The 15,625-nt window shown below is 60.2% G+C and carries 22 protein-coding genes, 1 tRNA gene and 1 pseudogene; 20 read left to right on the plus strand and 4 right to left on the minus strand.

What is annotated here, in order from left to right:
- Positions 1-166: 166 nt before the first annotated feature.
- On the plus strand, positions 167-1,186 hold the full coding sequence (gene sohB / locus BJQ17_RS19160) for a protease SohB (protein WP_003251061.1): 1,020 nt from the start codon (positions 167-169) through the stop codon (positions 1,184-1,186).
- 154 nt (positions 1,187-1,340) lie between these two features.
- Positions 1,341-1,414 (plus strand) — tRNA-Cys (locus BJQ17_RS19165).
- Positions 1,415-1,514: 100 nt separating this feature from the next.
- On the opposite strand, the gene BJQ17_RS19170 is transcribed toward BJQ17_RS19165, so the two are convergent.
- The 4 genes from BJQ17_RS19170 to BJQ17_RS19185 are packed head-to-tail and all read right to left on the minus strand — an operon-like array spanning position 1,515 to position 3,450.
- Positions 1,515-2,564 (minus strand): site-specific integrase, encoded by a 1,050-nt coding sequence (locus BJQ17_RS19170; RefSeq protein WP_070096467.1) that lies wholly within the window; start codon positions 2,562-2,564, stop codon positions 1,515-1,517.
- 1 nt (position 2,565) lies between these two features.
- A complete protein-coding gene (locus BJQ17_RS19175) occupies positions 2,566-2,811 on the minus strand; it encodes a DUF4224 domain-containing protein (RefSeq protein ID WP_070096468.1) in 246 nt (81 codons plus the stop codon).
- Between the two features lie 39 nt (positions 2,812-2,850).
- The gene (locus tag BJQ17_RS19180) at positions 2,851-3,168 is read right to left on the minus strand and encodes a hypothetical protein (RefSeq protein ID WP_070096469.1); all 318 of its coding nucleotides are present in this window, start codon (positions 3,166-3,168) and stop codon (positions 2,851-2,853) included.
- A gap of 51 nt (positions 3,169-3,219) precedes the next feature.
- The gene (locus BJQ17_RS19185; protein WP_070096470.1) at positions 3,220-3,450 is read right to left on the minus strand and encodes a hypothetical protein; all 231 of its coding nucleotides are present in this window, start codon (positions 3,448-3,450) and stop codon (positions 3,220-3,222) included.
- Between the two features lie 19 nt (positions 3,451-3,469).
- Here BJQ17_RS19185 and BJQ17_RS19190 point away from each other — a divergent pair.
- The 18 genes and pseudogenes from BJQ17_RS19190 to BJQ17_RS19270 all read left to right on the plus strand — a co-directional run.
- Positions 3,470-3,895, plus strand: a pseudogene (locus tag BJQ17_RS19190) (ATP-binding protein); the annotation flags it as partial.
- Complete coding sequence (locus BJQ17_RS19195) at positions 3,895-4,191, plus strand: DUF1364 domain-containing protein (protein ID WP_070096471.1); 297 nt, start codon at positions 3,895-3,897, stop codon at positions 4,189-4,191. The pseudogene BJQ17_RS19190 and the gene BJQ17_RS19195, both read left to right, overlap by 1 nt.
- Positions 4,188-4,616 carry a VRR-NUC domain-containing protein gene (locus BJQ17_RS19200; protein WP_070096472.1) on the plus strand — a complete coding sequence of 143 codons (429 nt, stop codon included), beginning with the start codon at positions 4,188-4,190 and terminating at the stop codon, positions 4,614-4,616. The genes BJQ17_RS19195 and BJQ17_RS19200 overlap by 4 nt, the downstream gene beginning before the upstream one ends.
- A complete protein-coding gene (locus BJQ17_RS19205; protein WP_070096473.1) occupies positions 4,613-5,902 on the plus strand; it encodes a site-specific integrase in 1,290 nt (429 codons plus the stop codon). Before BJQ17_RS19200 ends, BJQ17_RS19205 begins: the two co-directional genes overlap by 4 nt.
- Positions 5,899-6,066, plus strand: a complete 168-nt coding sequence (locus tag BJQ17_RS31725) for a hypothetical protein (protein ID WP_175442744.1) — start codon at positions 5,899-5,901, stop codon at positions 6,064-6,066. Before BJQ17_RS19205 ends, BJQ17_RS31725 begins: the two co-directional genes overlap by 4 nt.
- Entirely contained in the window at positions 6,063-6,380 is a 318-nt protein-coding gene (locus tag BJQ17_RS19210; RefSeq protein ID WP_070096474.1) for a hypothetical protein, read from the plus strand. The genes BJQ17_RS31725 and BJQ17_RS19210 overlap by 4 nt, the downstream gene beginning before the upstream one ends.
- A gap of 11 nt (positions 6,381-6,391) precedes the next feature.
- Positions 6,392-6,781: an antiterminator Q family protein gene (locus tag BJQ17_RS19215; RefSeq protein WP_070096475.1), complete on the plus strand. Its 390-nt coding sequence runs from the start codon at positions 6,392-6,394 to the stop codon at positions 6,779-6,781.
- 375 nt (positions 6,782-7,156) lie between these two features.
- Complete coding sequence (locus BJQ17_RS19220) at positions 7,157-7,480, plus strand: phage holin, lambda family (RefSeq protein WP_070096476.1); 324 nt, start codon at positions 7,157-7,159, stop codon at positions 7,478-7,480.
- Between the two features lie 2 nt (positions 7,481-7,482).
- Positions 7,483-7,701, plus strand: a complete 219-nt coding sequence (locus BJQ17_RS19225; RefSeq protein WP_070096477.1) for a hypothetical protein — start codon at positions 7,483-7,485, stop codon at positions 7,699-7,701.
- A 60-nt stretch (positions 7,702-7,761) separates the two neighbouring features.
- Positions 7,762-7,950, plus strand: a complete 189-nt coding sequence (locus tag BJQ17_RS19230; RefSeq protein WP_070096478.1) for a hypothetical protein — start codon at positions 7,762-7,764, stop codon at positions 7,948-7,950.
- Complete coding sequence (locus BJQ17_RS19235; RefSeq protein WP_070096479.1) at positions 7,950-8,255, plus strand: HNH endonuclease; 306 nt, start codon at positions 7,950-7,952, stop codon at positions 8,253-8,255. The genes BJQ17_RS19230 and BJQ17_RS19235 overlap by 1 nt, the downstream gene beginning before the upstream one ends.
- A 145-nt stretch (positions 8,256-8,400) precedes the next feature.
- A complete protein-coding gene (locus BJQ17_RS19240; protein ID WP_070096480.1) occupies positions 8,401-8,898 on the plus strand; it encodes a terminase in 498 nt (165 codons plus the stop codon).
- Between the two features lie 2 nt (positions 8,899-8,900).
- Complete coding sequence (locus BJQ17_RS19245) at positions 8,901-10,568, plus strand: terminase large subunit (RefSeq protein WP_070096481.1); 1,668 nt, start codon at positions 8,901-8,903, stop codon at positions 10,566-10,568.
- 56 nt (positions 10,569-10,624) lie between these two features.
- The gene (locus tag BJQ17_RS19250; RefSeq protein WP_070096482.1) at positions 10,625-12,574 is read left to right on the plus strand and encodes a phage major capsid protein; all 1,950 of its coding nucleotides are present in this window, start codon (positions 10,625-10,627) and stop codon (positions 12,572-12,574) included.
- Positions 12,575-12,627: 53 nt separating this feature from the next.
- Positions 12,628-12,846, plus strand: coding sequence for a hypothetical protein (locus BJQ17_RS19255; RefSeq protein WP_070096508.1), 219 nt, complete (start codon positions 12,628-12,630; stop codon positions 12,844-12,846).
- 14 nt (positions 12,847-12,860) lie between these two features.
- Positions 12,861-14,228, plus strand: coding sequence for a phage portal protein (locus BJQ17_RS19260; protein ID WP_070096483.1), 1,368 nt, complete (start codon positions 12,861-12,863; stop codon positions 14,226-14,228).
- A complete protein-coding gene (locus BJQ17_RS19265; RefSeq protein ID WP_070096484.1) occupies positions 14,215-15,303 on the plus strand; it encodes a phage portal protein in 1,089 nt (362 codons plus the stop codon). The genes BJQ17_RS19260 and BJQ17_RS19265 overlap by 14 nt, the downstream gene beginning before the upstream one ends.
- Complete coding sequence (locus BJQ17_RS19270) at positions 15,300-15,623, plus strand: head-tail connector protein (RefSeq protein ID WP_070096485.1); 324 nt, start codon at positions 15,300-15,302, stop codon at positions 15,621-15,623. Before BJQ17_RS19265 ends, BJQ17_RS19270 begins: the two co-directional genes overlap by 4 nt.
- The last annotated feature ends 2 nt before the right edge of the window (positions 15,624-15,625 follow it).

The raw sequence follows: 15,625 nt of genomic DNA on the forward strand, positions 1-15,625 counted from the left end.
AGGTTAGGATGCGGCTCACGGGCTGTCAACGAAAAAACATACAAGCGTTTGAAAAGGTTGTTTGAAAGGTGTTGCCAGCGTTTACACCCGCTGGCAGCACCACAGACGCAACGGTATGCTTGCAACAGTGACGCGCCGTAGTGGCGCAGGTATTTAAGGAGTCAACGTGGAGTTTCTTGCCGAATACGCAAGCTTTCTCGCCAAAACCGCCACCCTGGTCATCGCCATATTGGTGGTGCTGTCGGCGATCGCCGGGCTGCGTGGCAAAGGTCGGCGCAAATCGGGCGGGCAATTACAGGTCACCCGGCTGAACGATTTTTACAAGGACCTGCGTGAGCGCCTGGAGTCCGGCTTGCTCGACAAGGCTCAGCTCAAGGCCCTGCGCAAGCAGCAGGCCAAGGCGGAAAAACAGCAGAAGAAGGGCAAGGCCGAGGACAAGAGCCGGGTATTCGTACTGGACTTCGATGGCGACATCAAAGCCTCAGCCACCGAAAGCCTGCGCAACGAAATCACCGCGCTGCTGACGCTCGCCACCGCGCGTGACGAAGTGGTACTGCGCCTGGAAAGCGGCGGTGGCCTGGTGCACAGTTACGGCTTGGCTGCGTCGCAACTGGCGCGTATTCGCCAGGCGGGCATCCCGTTGACCGTGTGTATTGACAAGGTGGCTGCCAGCGGTGGGTACATGATGGCCTGCATCGGCGAGAAGATCGTCAGTGCCCCATTTGCCGTACTGGGGTCTATTGGCGTGGTGGCGCAGTTGCCCAACGTCAACCGCCTGCTGAAAAAGCACGACATCGACTTCGAAGTGCTGACTGCTGGCGAATACAAGCGCACCCTGACCGTCTTTGGCGAAAACACCGAGAAGGGCCGGGAGAAGTTCCAGGAAGACCTGGACATCACTCACCAGTTGTTCAAGGATTTCGTATCCCGCTATCGTCCGCAGTTGCACATCGATGAAGTGGCCACTGGCGAAGTCTGGCTGGGCGTGGCCGCCTTGAACCGCAAGCTGGTGGACGAGCTGCAGACCAGTGACGAGTACCTGAGCGAGCGCGCACGCAACGCCAACCTGTTCCACCTGCACTATGCCGAACGCAAGAGCCTGCAGGAGCGTATTGGCATGGCCGCCAGCGGTACCGTGGAGAACACGGTGGTAGGCTTGTGGAGTAAACTCAGCCGCCTGCGCTAACACCTTGAACCCGTTGAAATTTTTTTTCGTTCAGGGGGTTGCAAGGTTAAAAGAATGAAGACATAATGGCGCCCATCGAAACGCAGCAAACTTTGAAAAAGGTTCAGCGTTTCAAGGAGATAGCAAAGCGCAAGCAGCTAGATCCGACCTTTGAGGCCGAGTAGCAAAGTGGTTATGCTCCGGATTGCAAATCCGTCTACGCCGGTTCGATTCCGACCTCGGCCTCCACCATTCGAAAGCCCCGCAGATTAACGTCTGCGGGGTTTTTCTTTGTGCGCCAGAAAATGCCGAAGTCCCAAAACAAATTGCAACCAGTCCCAAAACTTCCTCATTTTGAAGGCTTGGCAATGGCCCCGACGCGCCGGTAAACGCGCTCGGTGATTCCCTCTTTCGAGTGCCCCAGCAGCACGCTCGCATCGCTCAGGTCGTTGATTTCCGAGGCAGCCTTCGGTCGGATATCGCGGAACTGAAACTGGGCGATTCGGTTGGCGAGGTCTGGCTTTTTCTCGACTTCAGCTTTCACCCTGGCCGCCTCTCGGGCGTCTGCCCACCGGTTGCGCAGCATCGGCCAGCTCATGCGCTTGCCGTGCTCGTTGAGGATGAAGAACGGCGACAGGTGCTCGCTGGTCCTGCGCATGATTCGCTCGAGCAGCTGACCCAGACTGTTCTTCACCCCGTCCACTTCCAAGACGATCCTCAATCTCTTGCCAGTCTTGCCTTGGCTGACCATCAGGTAGATCCCCTCCACATCGTCCTTTCGCATGGACAGCACGTCTGACGGTCGCTGGCCAGTCAGGTACGCCAGGTCCATCGCATCCTTGAGCTCCGGTGGAGCTTCCTCATACACCGCCTGCCACACCGTCTCGTTGGCATAGAAGTCGCGCGGCTTTTCCTTGTTCTTCCTCACGCCCAGGCACGGGTTATCCCTGGTAGTGAGGCCCCATTCCCTTGCTGTGTTGAACACATGGGAGAGCAGGGCGATCTCCCTGTTTGCCCTGGTCTTGGCCGACCGCGAATCGCGGTACTGCGCGATCATCGCCGGCGTGATGGCATCGATTGGCGCCGAGTCGAACACGGTTCGCAGCTGCTTGAGCTCGTAGATGTTGTCCTTTTGGGTTCTGGCGGCCTTGCCCGGAATGATCTTCAGCAAGTACTCGTCGAAGATTCCCTTCATTGTGGTCAGCTCTTTCGGTACCGACTTGGCCTCCAGTTCCGCCCACTTCAGCTTGGCCTTCACCAAGTCATTGCCGAGGAAGATGTCCTTGCCTGACTTGTCTCTGTAGTACAGCGCCTCCCACACCTTGCCGTTGGCTTTTGGTCTCTTGCGGCGATACATACCTGGCGGCAGGTCGCGATTCTCGGTCTTCCTTGGGCGCATTTCACTTTACTCGGGAAAAATCAGGGGTCCACGCTGGCGCCGGTGGCGGGGCTGCAGTAACTGGAACGGTGTCGATCACTACGCCGCTGAGCTTCTGGCGGGCGTATTGGCGGCCTACTAGTGGCCGGCCGCCGCGGCTCTCGACAAAGTGCCAACCTTTTTCAGTGAGCCAGCGGCGCTGCCACGCCCGGGGTTTGTAGCCGGTGATCGCCACCAGCTCTTCGTCCGAAAGGATCTCGGTTTCCATGGGATGGTCTCCACGCCGCCGGTGGCGGCAGGTTCTGGGTTAGTCGCAGCTGCTGGAGCTGGCGCCGCTATCACTGGAGCTACTGCTGTCGCTTGACGAGTAACTGCCGCCGCTGTCGTAGCTGCTGTAGTCACGGCTGGAGCAGGAGCTGCTGGTGCTGCGCGATGGTTCGTAGTTGTCGGCCTGGTAGGCTGGATGCAGCGGGCTGACGGGGCTCAACGGGTTGAGCGGATCAAGCATCGGATCTTGCCTGCCGGCTGCCGGGCTGTGTACGCGTGCGAACCCTGTCGGTGCCATAAACGGGCGCGCCTCGGGCTTCTTCTTTCGCTTGAACATGCGAGCCAAGAAATTGAGCATGAGTCTCTCCATGCCCGCGCATGTCAGCGGGCTTGAGTTGTAGGGGGAGGGTTAGCGCTTCTCGAGGTCGGTGGTGACGGCTTCGACGATCACCGGGCCCAGGATGCGGGTTGTGGCGACGTGAGCCTTGAAGACGTTATTCAATCGCCCAATTGCCGCTTCGCGTGCTTGGCGGTAGACCTGGTCCAGGGTGCAGTCCGGGCCCCATGAGCCGAGATTCGTCATCTCAATGGTGATAGTGACTTTTGCGCCGGTGCTGGTTCGTGCGTGCGGCTTGCTCATCGCGGCCCCCTGTAGATCAGGTAACCCCGGCACCGGCAAAACGCATCTTGGCGTGTCTATCGCCCAAGCCGTGATGGCCAATTCCACCCATACGGCTGCCTATCGGACCCTTGGTGGAATCCTGCAGGCCATCCGCGCCACGTTCGATGGCGGTTCCGGCCAGAGCGAGGGGAGCATCCTTGACGCATTGATTCGCCCGTCACTGCTGGTTCTCGATGAAGTCGGAGCGAGCAAGGAGGCCCCGAGCGATTTCGAGCTGAGCCGGCTGTTCTCGATCATCAACGGTCGCTACGAGCGGATGCTGCCGACCATCGTGATTTCCAACCTTGGCGCGAAGGAGTTGCCAGCGGCTATGGGCGAGCGATCGGCCGACCGGCTGCGGGAGGGCGGCGGTATCGTCCTGCCGTTCGACTGGGCGTCCCACCGCGGCCGGGAGGCGATCTGATGCGCCAGTCCAAGCTGACCAAGGCCGCGCGGGGGCGTGAGTGCCAGGTGCGCATTCCCGGCGTGTGCAACGGCAACCCCGAGACCACCGTCCTTGCGCACTACCGCCTGGCCGGCACCTGCGGCGTTGGCAAGAAGCCGCACGACCTGCAAGGCGCCTGGTGCTGCAGCGCTTGCCACGACGCTTGCGACGGACGCAGCCGGGCAGTGGACCGCGACACCGCACGCCGGTACCACGCCGAGGGCGTCATGCGCACCCAGGCGCTGCTGCTCAATGAGGGGGTGCTGATCGCATGAATTCGCCCGCCATTCGCCCGTTCAAGGCCAAGCTGGCTCGCGCCAAGCCCGTCGACCGGGAAGGGCAGGAGCAGGCTGCCCTGCTCGAAGAGATCCAGCTGCGCTATCCCGAGGTGTACGAGCTGATTTACCACGTCCCGAATGGCGGCCACCGGCACAAGGGCGTGGCTCTCAAGCTCAAGGCGCAGGGCGTGAAGGCCGGCATTCCCGACTTGGTCCTGACCATGGCCCGCGGCGGGTATTTCGGCCTGTACATCGAGTTCAAGGCGACAGTCGATCCGGCGCCCGTCTCATCCAGTCAGCAAGCATGCATTCGCCGGCTGAACGACCAAGGCTACCTGGCAGTTGTGTGTCAGGGGCATTTCGACGCCATGGAGTGCCTGAGGGCGTACCTGGCCCTGCCAAAAACGGAGGTTGCAGCATGACCAATACCGCCGCTGTGAAGATCAGCGATGCAGAGATTCGCCGGCAGGCCGCCGGCCAGGTGCGCGACCTGCGCGCCCTGGGCAACCACGGCCTGTATTTCCGCTTTCACCGCTCCCGCGAGCGCGGGTCGTGGTACCTGATCCACAAGGGCAAGTGGAACCTGATCGGCTCATACCCTGAGCTGAGCGCTGCCAAGGTGGCCGCTGCGCTGCCCGACATCCGCCTGCGCCTGGAAGCCGGCGAAGGATCGAGCCTGTCGAGCTGGGTACTCACCGGTGAGCTGCTGGCCTGGTTCGCTGAGCGCATGTCCCGCGACCGCAACCTGTCGACCAAGCGCAAGAGCACGGCGGCGTCGGCGATTAAGCAGCATCTGGTGCCGCGCCTCAGCCAGATCCCGCTGGCCCAGATCGACAAGGCGCTGCTCGACCGCGAGCTGATGTGGCCGCTGCAAGAGTCGCTGTCGATCGACTATGTGCGACTGGTGTTCCAGCTGCTGGCTCTGTCGTTCCGTCAGGCCTTCAAGCTAGGCCTGATCAGCTCCAACCCCATGGCCGGCATCCGCTTTGGTGACTTCTCCAAGGCCAAGGTCACGGTCAAGCCATCGCGCCTGCGTGGTGTGCACCTCGACGACCTGATGGCCCGGATGAAGAGCACGCTGGCCAACCGGCCGCAGCATGGCGTGCTGGCCCTGATGATGCTGTGCCATGGCACCCGACTGGGCGAAACCCGCCTGGCCCGCTGGAGCCACATCAGCCTGGCCGAGCGAGAGTGGTTTATTCCCGCCGAGCACACCAAGACCAGCGTGCAGCACCGTCTGCCCCTGACCGACCAAGTGCGTTTCCTGCTGATGGCCTACCGCGAGATCCAGCGCAACGAAGGCTACGACGGCGAGTTTCTGTTCCCGGGGCGCCAGGGCAAGCCCATGAGCGAGGCGAAGGCATCCGCCGTGTTTACGGTCATGGGGCAGGGCGAGTGGACCAGCCACGACCTGCGCAAGCTGGCCCGAACCGGTTGGGCTGACCTGGGCGTCGACCACTTGGTGGGGGAGCTGCTGATCAACCATGCCATGGGCCACAACGTGAAGGTGTACATCCAGTCCGACGTCATGGCTCGCAAGCGTGAGGCGCTAGAGAAGTGGCACGCCCACCTTGATCAGAAGGGTTTCGCCTCGGTTCACGGATTGACCGGTGATAGATCAATGGATTCATGGATTCTCTGCAAGGCCGTAGAGCGTGCGGGCTTCGACGGACTTCCGGTATCCACCATAAGCGAGGATTCGAAATGACTATTGGCGAATTCGCATACCAGGCCTCGGGCCTGTTGCTGGCCTACTACATCGGCTGGGTTCGTGCCCATTACACGGTCGCTGCTGAGTGCGAGCGCCTGGGTGGTTTCTACGTGGGTAGCAAGACCTTCCGCTGCGAAAAGGTCGAGGATTCTAAGGAATGAAGAAGACCCACGGCCCAGCCTTCAAGAAGGCCGTGATCGAGTTGGATAAATGCCCTTTGTGCCGTGGGAGAGCGGTCACTCAGGGCCTGTTTCACGAACTGCCATGCGACCACTGCAACGCCTCTGGCTGGGTAGCGGCTGCAACTGGCGAGGCCCTGGCCCTGGATGAACTGGTGACCCAGCTCAGCCTGAAGTTGCAGGCCGCGAACCGGCAGATCGAGCAGTTGAAGAACCCTCAGGCATCCGGGCCTGAGGCTACATATCAGGGAAGCAACCGGCGCGGCGCCGGCGGCACCAACTACACCGGGGATTGAGGGGGAAGGACATGAAAAAACGCACCTACGTAGACAAGGCCCTTGGTGACACCGCGTACATGCTCGAGCAATGGGGATGGTGGCGCATGGACGGTATGGGCGTGCCTCAGTATGTATGCCCGCTGTATGCGCTTATGAAGGAGCACGCGCCTGCGGAAGGAGGTCTCAAGCAATACGTGATCACGGATGATCTGGCGCTCGCGGTGGACGGCGCTGTAGCCAGGCTGAACAAGCGCAACCCGCAGATGGGCGGCTTCGTGTGGCTGTACTTCGGTGCTAAGTGGCCGGCGCTCCGGATCGCTCGCGAGCACAACATTGGTGAAGCCAAAGCACGCGAGCTGATCAACACTGGAGTGGCCTGGATCGACTGCGCAATGGAGCAATTGCGAGAGGCTGCATAAAAAGCTTTCCGCGCGGATAAACACCTGTTTTCATAGCAGCGTGTCCAGCTTGCAAGCAACGCGACACAGACGAACCCCGACCATTGTGTTGGGGTTTTTCGCTTCTGCGGATGACCCGCCCAGGCAGCTGGGCTAAGTCGGTAGTGGCGTCGATCAAAGCCGTGCGCTCCCTAATCGGCTACGCGATGAGAGTCTGGGGTACGTGACCCAGCGATCCAGACCATTAAGCCGGGAAGCACCGGCCCTCCGCACCAATTCCAAGCCTCGGCATTTGCCCGGGGCTTTTTCGTTTTCGGCTCCACCACACCCATCGCCCCGAGCTGGGAGTGCTGTTGGGGCCGAACCTAATCCGCTCCCCAAAAGGGAGGAACCGAGATGCCAAACATGCCCGAGAAGGACCCTGGCCTGTGGGCCGCAGTAATCGCCTGGGTGCTTGCCCACCAGCCTCAGCTGTATGCTGCCGGCCTGTCCGTAGCGATCGCCGTTCTTCGGGTGGTGTATGGCGGCGGAACCCGACGGCAGATGTTTTTGGAGGGCGCCTTGTGCGGCCTCATCACCCTGGCTCTGGTGCCGCTGCTCGAATGGATGGGCCTGCCGCAGGGCATGGCCACCTTCGCCGGCGGTATGGTTGGCTTCATGGGTGTGGAGAAGCTTCGCGGCTACTCCGACATTTTCTTGTCTCGCAAGGCGCAGGGCTGACCATGAAGAAAGAAGATCAATCACGGCTGAGTTACCTGCTGTCCTCTCGACCACTGGTGGTCAAGCGCCACGGTAGCCATGTCTGCCTGCACGACGCATTCAGCGGCGAGGTTCTGGCTGGTCAGGCCAAGGTCCAGCTGATCCAGGAGCCCAATGAGGTGACCCGCCTCGTAGTCGAGTTCAACTGTGATGGGACTCATGTCCGATTGGATGGTGACTGATGGCTTGCAGCGGATGCGCCTCTCGGCGCGAATGGATCAACAAGTGGATGAAGGTGGCCCGTGAACGAGCAAGCAATCTCTTTGCTCCAGCAGATCCTGGACCAGCAGCAGAAGCAGACCGGCCTGCTCGAACAGATCGCGACCCAGAACCTGGCGCTGATCGAGGCTCTGGCTGATGGTGGTTCGGATGACGAGGGTGAGCCTCCATCTGCTTACCTAAACGGCTCGCCCATTAATGGCGGTTACTGATGGCCAAGCTCAATATCCTCAAGCAGAACGTGACGATGCTGCAGTCCGCCCCGGTAGCCCAGGTCACCGAGACTCAATGGGGTTCTGGTCGTGGTGGCCGCCCTTGGCGCCGAATTCGGGATCGCATCCTGTTGCGCGACCAGTACACCTGCCGCGCCTGCGGCCATGTCACCAAAGACCTTGAGGTCGACCACATCATCAACGTCGCCGAGGGCGGCTCGGATGATGACAGCAACCTTCAGGCCCTGTGCGTGCCGTGCCACCAGGAGAAGACTGCAGCCGAGGCGGCTAGAGGTCGTCGATAGGTCATTTGCAGCACGCCAGACCCCCGATTTCTGCCCCTTTTTGGGGCGTTTTGGGTGGGGGGTGGGTCTGATCTGAAAATCCTTTTCGCTCGGACACCGCGCCCAACTCATTCGCAGATTTTTTCCTCCCTGGAGTTTTTTGTTAATGGCTTTAACACCCAAAAAGCGTCGGTTCATTGACGCTGTCAGGGGAGGTGCGTCCAATCGAGACGCGGCCATTGCAGCTGGATGCCCCGAAAAGTCGGCCTCCGCCGCTGGTTCAAGGCTGGCGAAAGACCCGGACGTGGTTAATGAACTGCACAAGTTGAATGCCCTTCACCCTGTTAAAGGTGGTGTTAACAGGGAACCGCCTCAAGAGACCCATGACGAACCCGATGCTGACACTGAGCAGGCTGGCTTTGACCTGGGCGCTGCGCTGCTGCATCGAGATCCAAAGGATTTCCTGCTGGCTGTGATGAACGACGCCGGGTCTGAACCCAAGCTTCGGGTCGATGCCGCAAAAGCACTGATGCCGTTCCTCCATCCACGCAAGGGGGAGGGCGGAAAGAAGGACGAGCGACAAAAGGCGGCGGAGAAAGCGGCGAGCAAATTTTCCCGCCAGGCGCCGCCTCGGCTGGCGGCAGCGAACGGTAAGAAGGTATAGCGATGGATTGGACCACCGCATGCCCGGACTGGGAAAGGCGGTTGGTTCGTAGGCAGTCGATCATTCCGCCTCCCATCTTTGTCGAAGAGGCCGAGCGAGCCGTACAGATCTTCAAGGAACTGAGGGTTCCTGATCTGCCTGGCAAGCCTCGGATGGCTGATTGCTGTGATGAGTGGGTGCTCGATTTTGTCAGGGCAATCTTCGGCGGATACGACTCGGAGACAGGCAAACAGCTGATTCGCGAGTTCGGCCTGCTGATCAGCAAGAAGAACACCAAGTCGACAATTGCCGCAGGGATCATGCTGACGGCGTTGATCTTGTGCTGGAGGGAAGAAGAGGAACATTTGATCCTGGCCCCGACCAGGGAAGTTGCCGATAACGCTTTCAAGCCGGCAGCCGCCATGGTGCGTGCAGATGAAGAGCTTTCAGCGATGTTCCATGTGCAGGATCACATCCGCACCATTACGGATCGCACGACGAAGAACAGCCTGAAAGTAGTCGCCGCGGATACCGACACGGTATCGGGCAAAAAGTCTGGCAAGGTGCTGGTGGACGAGCTTTGGGTGTTTGGCAAAAAGCCAGGTGCCGAAGCCATGTTCATGGAAGCGCTGGGCGGCCAGGTCTCGCGGGATGAGGGTTGGGTCATTTACCTGACTACGCAAAGTGATGAGCCGCCGGCTGGCGTCTTCAAGGAGCGCCTGCAGTACTGGCGTGACATTCGCGATGGAGTCATCGAGGACCGAAAAACGCTCGGGATTCTCTATGAGTTCCCGAAGAGCATGATTCAGGACAAGTCGTACCTGGAACCCGAAAACTTCTACATCACCAACCCCAACCTGGGGCGTTCGGTGAGCGCCGAGTGGCTGCAGGATGAACTGCGCAAGAAGCAGAACGCCGGAGATGGGTCGCTACAGAAATTCCTGGCGAAGCACTTAAACATCGAGATCGGCCTGAATCTTCGCTCGGATCGATGGACCGGCGCGGACTTCTGGAAGGTTCAGGCAGACGATTCGCTGAGCTTACAAGCGCTGCTCGACCAGTCGGAAGTTGTGACGGTGGGTATCGACGGCGGCGGGCTCGACGACCTGCTTGGCCTTACCGTGCTGGGGCGCAAATCCGGCTCCGACGTTTGGCTTTCTTGTTCGCTTGCCTGGGCGCATCCAATTGCGCTGGACCGTCGAAAATCCGAGGAATCGAAGTACCGCGATTTCGAGCGGGATGGCGACCTGGTGATTATCGAAGAGCTGCCAGGTGATGTCGCCGCCGTTGCTGATGTGGTTGAAATGATCGATGGCACCGGACTTCTGGCTGGCGTCGGCATGGATCCTGAGAAAACCCACAAGGTCATGCTCGAGGAGCTGCTGAAGCGAAAGATCGACGAGAAGATCATTTTCGGCATTCCGCAGGGGTGGAAGCTGGTGGGGGCGATCAGCATCGCCGAGAGAAGGTTGGCAGAGCGTAAGCTTTTTCATGCCGACCAGCCGCTGATGGACTGGTGTGTTGGCAATGCCCGCATCGAGTCGCGTGCCAACTCGGTGTTGATCACCAAGCAGGCCAGCGGCACCGCCAAGATCGACCCGGTAATGGCATTGCTCAATGCCGTGTCCCTGATGGCGACCAACCCGTCGCCGCCGGCCAAGAAGTACCAGATGTTTTTCCTCAACTCGTAGCCAACAGGCTAAGCCAGGCCCGCCAAGTGCGGGCCTTTGCATTTCTGGGGTACCCAATGAACAGAGCCTATAGCCTCCTTGAGATCAAGGCGGTGGACGATGACGCGCGGGTAATTACAGGCATCGCCACCACGCCATCGCCTGACCGCATGGACGATGTGGTTGAGCCAAAGGGCGCGCAATTCAAGTTGCCGATCCCCTTCCTCTGGCAGCACAACCACGACCAGCCGGTAGGGCAGGTGACCAAGGCCACCGTGACTGACGCGGGAATCGAAGTCACGGTGGAACTGGCCAAGGTCGACGAGCCCGGCACCTTGAAGGATCGGCTCGATGAAGCCTGGCAGTCGATCAAAGCCAAGCTTGTCCGCGGCCTTTCCATCGGTTTTTCACCGATCGAGTCGGCCAACATCGACGGCAGCTGGGGCCGCCGCTTCCTCAAGTGGGAGTGGCTGGAGCTTTCTGCCGTGACGGTTCCGGCTAACGCCGGTGCCAGTATCCAGACCATCAAATCCATCGACCGTGAGCTGCGGGCCGCGACAGGCACCAGCGCGCTCCCGGTCGTGCGCATCACCCCTGCCGGCGCTTCGGCAACCATCAGAAAATCTGCGAAGCCCGAGGAGGGCGACATGAACATTCAAGAACAGATCAAGTCCTTCGAGAGCACTCGCGGCGCCAAAGCGGCTCGTCTCGAAGCAATCATGAGCAAGGCCGCCGAAGAGGGCCGCACCCTCGACGCTTCCGAGTCTGAGGAATACGACACCATCGAGGGCGAGCTGAAGTCCATCGATGGCCACCTGGGCCGTCTGCGTGGCCTGGAAAAATCCATGGCTTCCGGCGCCAAGCCAGTTGAGTCTGGTCGTGTCATGAGCGTTTCGAAGGGCCATGAAGTACGTGACAATGCGGTGATCCGCGTCGAGCGCACCTTGCCGAAAGGTACGGCGTTCACTCGCTATGCCATCGCGTTGGCGCGTTCCAAAGGCAACCTGATGCAGGCGGTCGAGGTCGCGAAGGGCTGGGAGGAGTCGACCCCGGAAGTGGTAACCGTGCTCAAGGCTGCTGTGGCGGCCGGCACCACCACCGACCCGGCCTGGGCTGGCCCGCTGGTCGAGTACCAGACCATGGCAGGCGAGTTCATCGAGCTGCTGCGTCCTCAGACCATCATCGGAAAGATCCAGGGCCTACGCCAGGTCCCATTCAACATCAAAATGCCGGGTCAGACCTCAGGCTCCAGCGTCAACTGGGTGGGTGAGGGTAAGCCGAAGCCGGTATCGTCCCTGGCGTTCGATACCACTACGCTGCGCTTCACCAAGGCGGCCGGCATCGTGGTGTTGACCGACGAACTGGTGCGCTTCAGCAACCCGAGCGCCGAGGCGCTGGTGCAGACTGACCTCACCGCGTCTATGGCTCAGTTCCTCGACGTTGCTTTCGTCGACCCAGCCATCGCCGAGGTGGCTGAGGTGTCGCCCGCCTCGATCACTCATGGCGTGACGCCAATCGTAGCCAGCGGTACCACCGCGGATGCCCTCAAGTCTGACGTGAAGCGACTGTTTGCTGCGTTCCTGGCTGCCAACATGACCCCAGCTGGTGCGGTTTGGATCATGACCCCGACCATGGCTCTGACCATCGGCATGATGACCAATGCCCTTGGCCAGCTGGAATTCCCGACCATCGACATGAACGGCGGCACCTTCATGGGCTTGCCGGTGATCGTGTCGGAAAGCGTGCCTGCTAACCCGGGTTCGGGTAGCCCGGCTACCGGCGCCGGCCAGCGGCTAATCCTGGCCAAGGCCTCCGAGATCCTGCTTGCGGATGACGGTGGGGTCACCATTGACGTAAGTCGTGAAGCGTCCCTGCAGATGGACAGCTCTCCTACTGCAGGTGCCACTGAGCTGGTCAGCCTCTGGCAGAACAATATGGTGGCTCTGCGAGCCGAACGCTTCATCAACTGGAAGCGTCGTCGCCTGCAGGCGGTGGGCTACATCGACTCGGCCAACTACGAGTCCTGATCCACCTGGGCCGGGAAATACCCGGCCCTTTCTTCGAGGAAAACGCCATGAAAATGGTTGCACTCAAGGAGTTTCGATACGGCGGTAAGCAGCTTTTGGCCGGTGATTCCTTCGAAGCCCATGCCCGCGATGTAAGGGTGTTACGGGCAATCAAGAATGCCAAGCTGGCCGACGGCGTCGATGATCCCGACTCGGACGGTGAAGACCGACAAAAAGGGCCTGGTGGTCCAGCAAAGCGCCCTTACAAGCGCCGCGACATGAAGGCTGAATAACCGGTGGAGCCGCGATGAGACTTTTCAACTGGGGCAAGAAGTCCGAAGAGAAGGGCCTGCGCCCGGCTGATAATCGCGGTGGCTGGCTCGGTGTGGTGCGCGAAGCGTTTGCCGGTGCCTGGCAAAAGAACGTCGAGGTTGAGCAGGACACTGTCCTGGCGTTCTCTGCGGTGTTTGCGTGCATCACCCTGATCGCCTCCGATATTGCGAAGCTTCGCCTGAAACTGGTGAAGCTGACCGACGATGGTGTCTGGCAAGAGGCGACGAGCCCTTCATTCTCGCCGGTGATCAAGCGTCCCAATCACTATCAGAACCGCATCCAGTTCTACGAGACCTGGGTACTGTCGAAGCTGACCAGCGGCAACACCTATGTGCTGAAAATCAGGGACGGCCGGGGCGTGGTGATCAAGATGTTCGTCCTTGATCCGCGCCGCGTTGTTCCCCTTGTCGGGGATGACGGGAGTGTCTTCTACCGCCTGATGGCGGACAACCTGTCGACCCTGGAAGAAGGATTGACCGTTCCGGCAAGCGAGATCATCCATGACCGGATGAACTGCCTGTTCCACCCGCTGGTGGGCATATCTCCCATTTTTGCGTGCGGCCTTGCTGCCATGCAGGGAAATGCCATCCAGAACAACTCGGCGCGCTTCTTCCAGAACGGCTCGAAGCCTGGGGGTGTGCTGACGGCGCCAGGCGCAATCGGCGAAGACACCGCCAAGCGGCTCAAGGAGCATTGGGACGCCAACTTTTCAGGCGATAACGCTGGCAAGGTGGCCGTCCTGGGCGATGGCTTGAAGTACGAGTCTATGGCGCTTTCTGCAGCTGACTCGCAGCTGATCGAGCAACTGCGTTGGTCAGCTGAAACGGTTTGCTCTGCCTTTCATGTTCCTGGCTACAAGGTTGGAGTTGGATCCGCGCCGACCAACGCGAACGCCGAGGTTTCCAACCAGGCTTACTACTCGGACTGCCTTCAGTCGCTGATTGAGGCTGCTGAATTGTGCCTGGACGAAGGGCTTGAACTGCCGACGCCATATGGCACTGAGTTCGACCTGGATGGATTGCTGCGCATGGATACCCCCACTCTTTTCAAGGCGAACAATGATGCCGTCAGCGGAGGCTGGATGAAGCCTAACGAGGCTCGTCGGCGGGCTGGTTTGGCGCCCGTCGAGGGCGGTGACTCGCCAATGATCCAGCAGCAGAACTACAGCCTTGCAGCTATCGCTCGGCGTGATGCTCAAGCCGACCCGTTCGGTAAGACCCCGCCCGCAGCCACGGCGCTGCCGCCACCTAAGCCCGATGAGCCCTCAGAAGAAGGCCTGGAGGACCAGGCGCGGATGTTCGCGCTGCTGATCGAGAAGGAGTTGAATCTTGAATCTGCGTGAACTTGAAGCACAGGCCAAGGCGCTTGCTCCGGTGTTGAAAGGTCTGGTGGAAAAGGCCTTGGCCGTCTTCCGTGAAAACTTGTGCAAGGATCTTGATCAGCGTGATGCTGGCTTGCGCAAGGAGTTCGGCGAGTCGATTGGCAACATTCCTGTTCTCGACCCCACGGAAATCGCAGCTGAGGCTGCCCGACGCATCGCAGTCCCGGAAAATGGTAAGGATGCCGACCCCGAATTGGTCCGACTCGCTGTGGCTGAAGAGGTGGCCAAGCTTCCGACTCCCAAGGATGGAGCTTCGGTGACGCTGGATGACGTCAAACCGATGATTGTTGATGCGGTGAAATCGGCTGTGGAAGCCTTGCCGCCGGCTGAGCCTGGCGTCAGCGTCACCGCTGAAGACCTTCGTCCAGTCATTGTTGAAGAGGTTGCCAAGCTTCCAACTCCAAAGGATGGCGTTTCGGTGACGTTGGAAGACGTCAGGCCAGTGATAGTTGATGCTGTGAAATCGGCTGTGGAAGCCTTGCCGCCGGCTGAGCCGGGCGTCGGCGTCACTGCTGAAGACCTTCGCCCGGTTATTGCCGAAGAGGTTGCCAAGGCCCTGGAGGCGATCACCATTCCGAAAGACGGTGAGCCAGGCCGTGATGCCCTCCAGCTTGAAATTCTGCCGGAGATCGTCACCGATAAGTCCTATACCCGGGGCACTTATGCCAAGCACCTTGGCGGCCTGTGGCGATCCTTTGAACGCACTTACGGAATGAAGGGCTGGGAGTGCATCGTCGAAGGGCTGAGCTCGGCGTCGGTTGAGCAGTCAGGGGAGCGAGGGTTTGAGCTGGCGTTGGTGCTTTCCAGTGGTGGCGAGGTCCGAAAATGCCTGGATTTGCCGGTGATGATCTACCGAGGTGTGTTCGCGCCTGGTGATTACGCTCCGGGGGACACTGTCACCTGGGGCGGAAGCCTATGGCACTGCGATTGCGCCACTAGCGATAAGCCGGGAGAGCTAGGCAGCAAGGGGTGGCGGCTGGCCGTGAAGCGTGGTCGTGACGGCAAAGATCTGACCAAAGGGGTATCGGCATCATGATGTTCATTACCTTGGAGCAGGCAAAGATTCAGTTGCGGGTTGATGACGACGCAGACGACACAGATATCACCGACAAGATTCATGAAGCCAGCGATCTGGTCAGGGGTTACCTCAAGTCTGCTGCTGACGTTTACCTCGACGCAGCTGGCGAGGCTATTCCGGGCAAGGTCCCGTATGCGGTCAAGGCTGCCACCAAGATGATGCTGGGCTATCTCTACAGCCAGCGTGACAACGACCAGGACAGGGAATTTGAGCAAGGCATGCTGCCCAGGCCTGTGACCGCACTTCTCTACCACCTTCGCGATCCGGCACTGGCATGAGC

It is taken from the genome of Pseudomonas sp. NBRC 111139, from assembly GCF_001753955.1.
Lineage (GTDB): Bacteria > Pseudomonadota > Gammaproteobacteria > Pseudomonadales > Pseudomonadaceae > Aquipseudomonas > Aquipseudomonas alloputida.

Bases quoted from the DNA above. Each gene is read 5' to 3' on its own strand.
- BJQ17_RS19225 (WP_070096477.1), top strand. From the start codon at position 7,483: ATGAAGAAAGAAGATCAATCACGGCTGAGTTACCTGCTGTCCTCTCGA.
- BJQ17_RS19175 (WP_070096468.1), bottom strand. From the start codon at position 2,811: ATGGAAACCGAGATCCTTTCGGACGAAGAGCTGGTGGCGATCACCGGC.
- BJQ17_RS19220 (WP_070096476.1), top strand. From the start codon at position 7,157: ATGCCAAACATGCCCGAGAAGGACCCTGGCCTGTGGGCCGCAGTAATC.
- BJQ17_RS19185 (WP_070096470.1), bottom strand. From the start codon at position 3,450: ATGAGCAAGCCGCACGCACGAACCAGCACCGGCGCAAAAGTCACTATC.
- BJQ17_RS19235 (WP_070096479.1), top strand. From the start codon at position 7,950: ATGGCCAAGCTCAATATCCTCAAGCAGAACGTGACGATGCTGCAGTCC.
- BJQ17_RS19200 (WP_070096472.1), top strand. From the start codon at position 4,188: ATGAATTCGCCCGCCATTCGCCCGTTCAAGGCCAAGCTGGCTCGCGCC.
- BJQ17_RS19260 (WP_070096483.1), top strand. From the start codon at position 12,861: ATGAGACTTTTCAACTGGGGCAAGAAGTCCGAAGAGAAGGGCCTGCGC.
- BJQ17_RS19180 (WP_070096469.1), bottom strand. From the start codon at position 3,168: ATGCTCAATTTCTTGGCTCGCATGTTCAAGCGAAAGAAGAAGCCCGAG.
- BJQ17_RS19250 (WP_070096482.1), top strand. From the start codon at position 10,625: ATGAACAGAGCCTATAGCCTCCTTGAGATCAAGGCGGTGGACGATGAC.
- BJQ17_RS19215 (WP_070096475.1), top strand. From the start codon at position 6,392: ATGAAAAAACGCACCTACGTAGACAAGGCCCTTGGTGACACCGCGTAC.
- BJQ17_RS31725 (WP_175442744.1), top strand. From the start codon at position 5,899: ATGACTATTGGCGAATTCGCATACCAGGCCTCGGGCCTGTTGCTGGCC.
- BJQ17_RS19245 (WP_070096481.1), top strand. From the start codon at position 8,901: ATGGATTGGACCACCGCATGCCCGGACTGGGAAAGGCGGTTGGTTCGT.
- BJQ17_RS19240 (WP_070096480.1), top strand. From the start codon at position 8,401: ATGGCTTTAACACCCAAAAAGCGTCGGTTCATTGACGCTGTCAGGGGA.
- BJQ17_RS19195 (WP_070096471.1), top strand. From the start codon at position 3,895: ATGCGCCAGTCCAAGCTGACCAAGGCCGCGCGGGGGCGTGAGTGCCAG.
- BJQ17_RS19205 (WP_070096473.1), top strand. From the start codon at position 4,613: ATGACCAATACCGCCGCTGTGAAGATCAGCGATGCAGAGATTCGCCGG.
- BJQ17_RS19170 (WP_070096467.1), bottom strand. From the start codon at position 2,564: ATGCGCCCAAGGAAGACCGAGAATCGCGACCTGCCGCCAGGTATGTAT.
- BJQ17_RS19270 (WP_070096485.1), top strand. From the start codon at position 15,300: ATGATGTTCATTACCTTGGAGCAGGCAAAGATTCAGTTGCGGGTTGAT.
- BJQ17_RS19255 (WP_070096508.1), top strand. From the start codon at position 12,628: ATGGTTGCACTCAAGGAGTTTCGATACGGCGGTAAGCAGCTTTTGGCC.
- BJQ17_RS19210 (WP_070096474.1), top strand. From the start codon at position 6,063: ATGAAGAAGACCCACGGCCCAGCCTTCAAGAAGGCCGTGATCGAGTTG.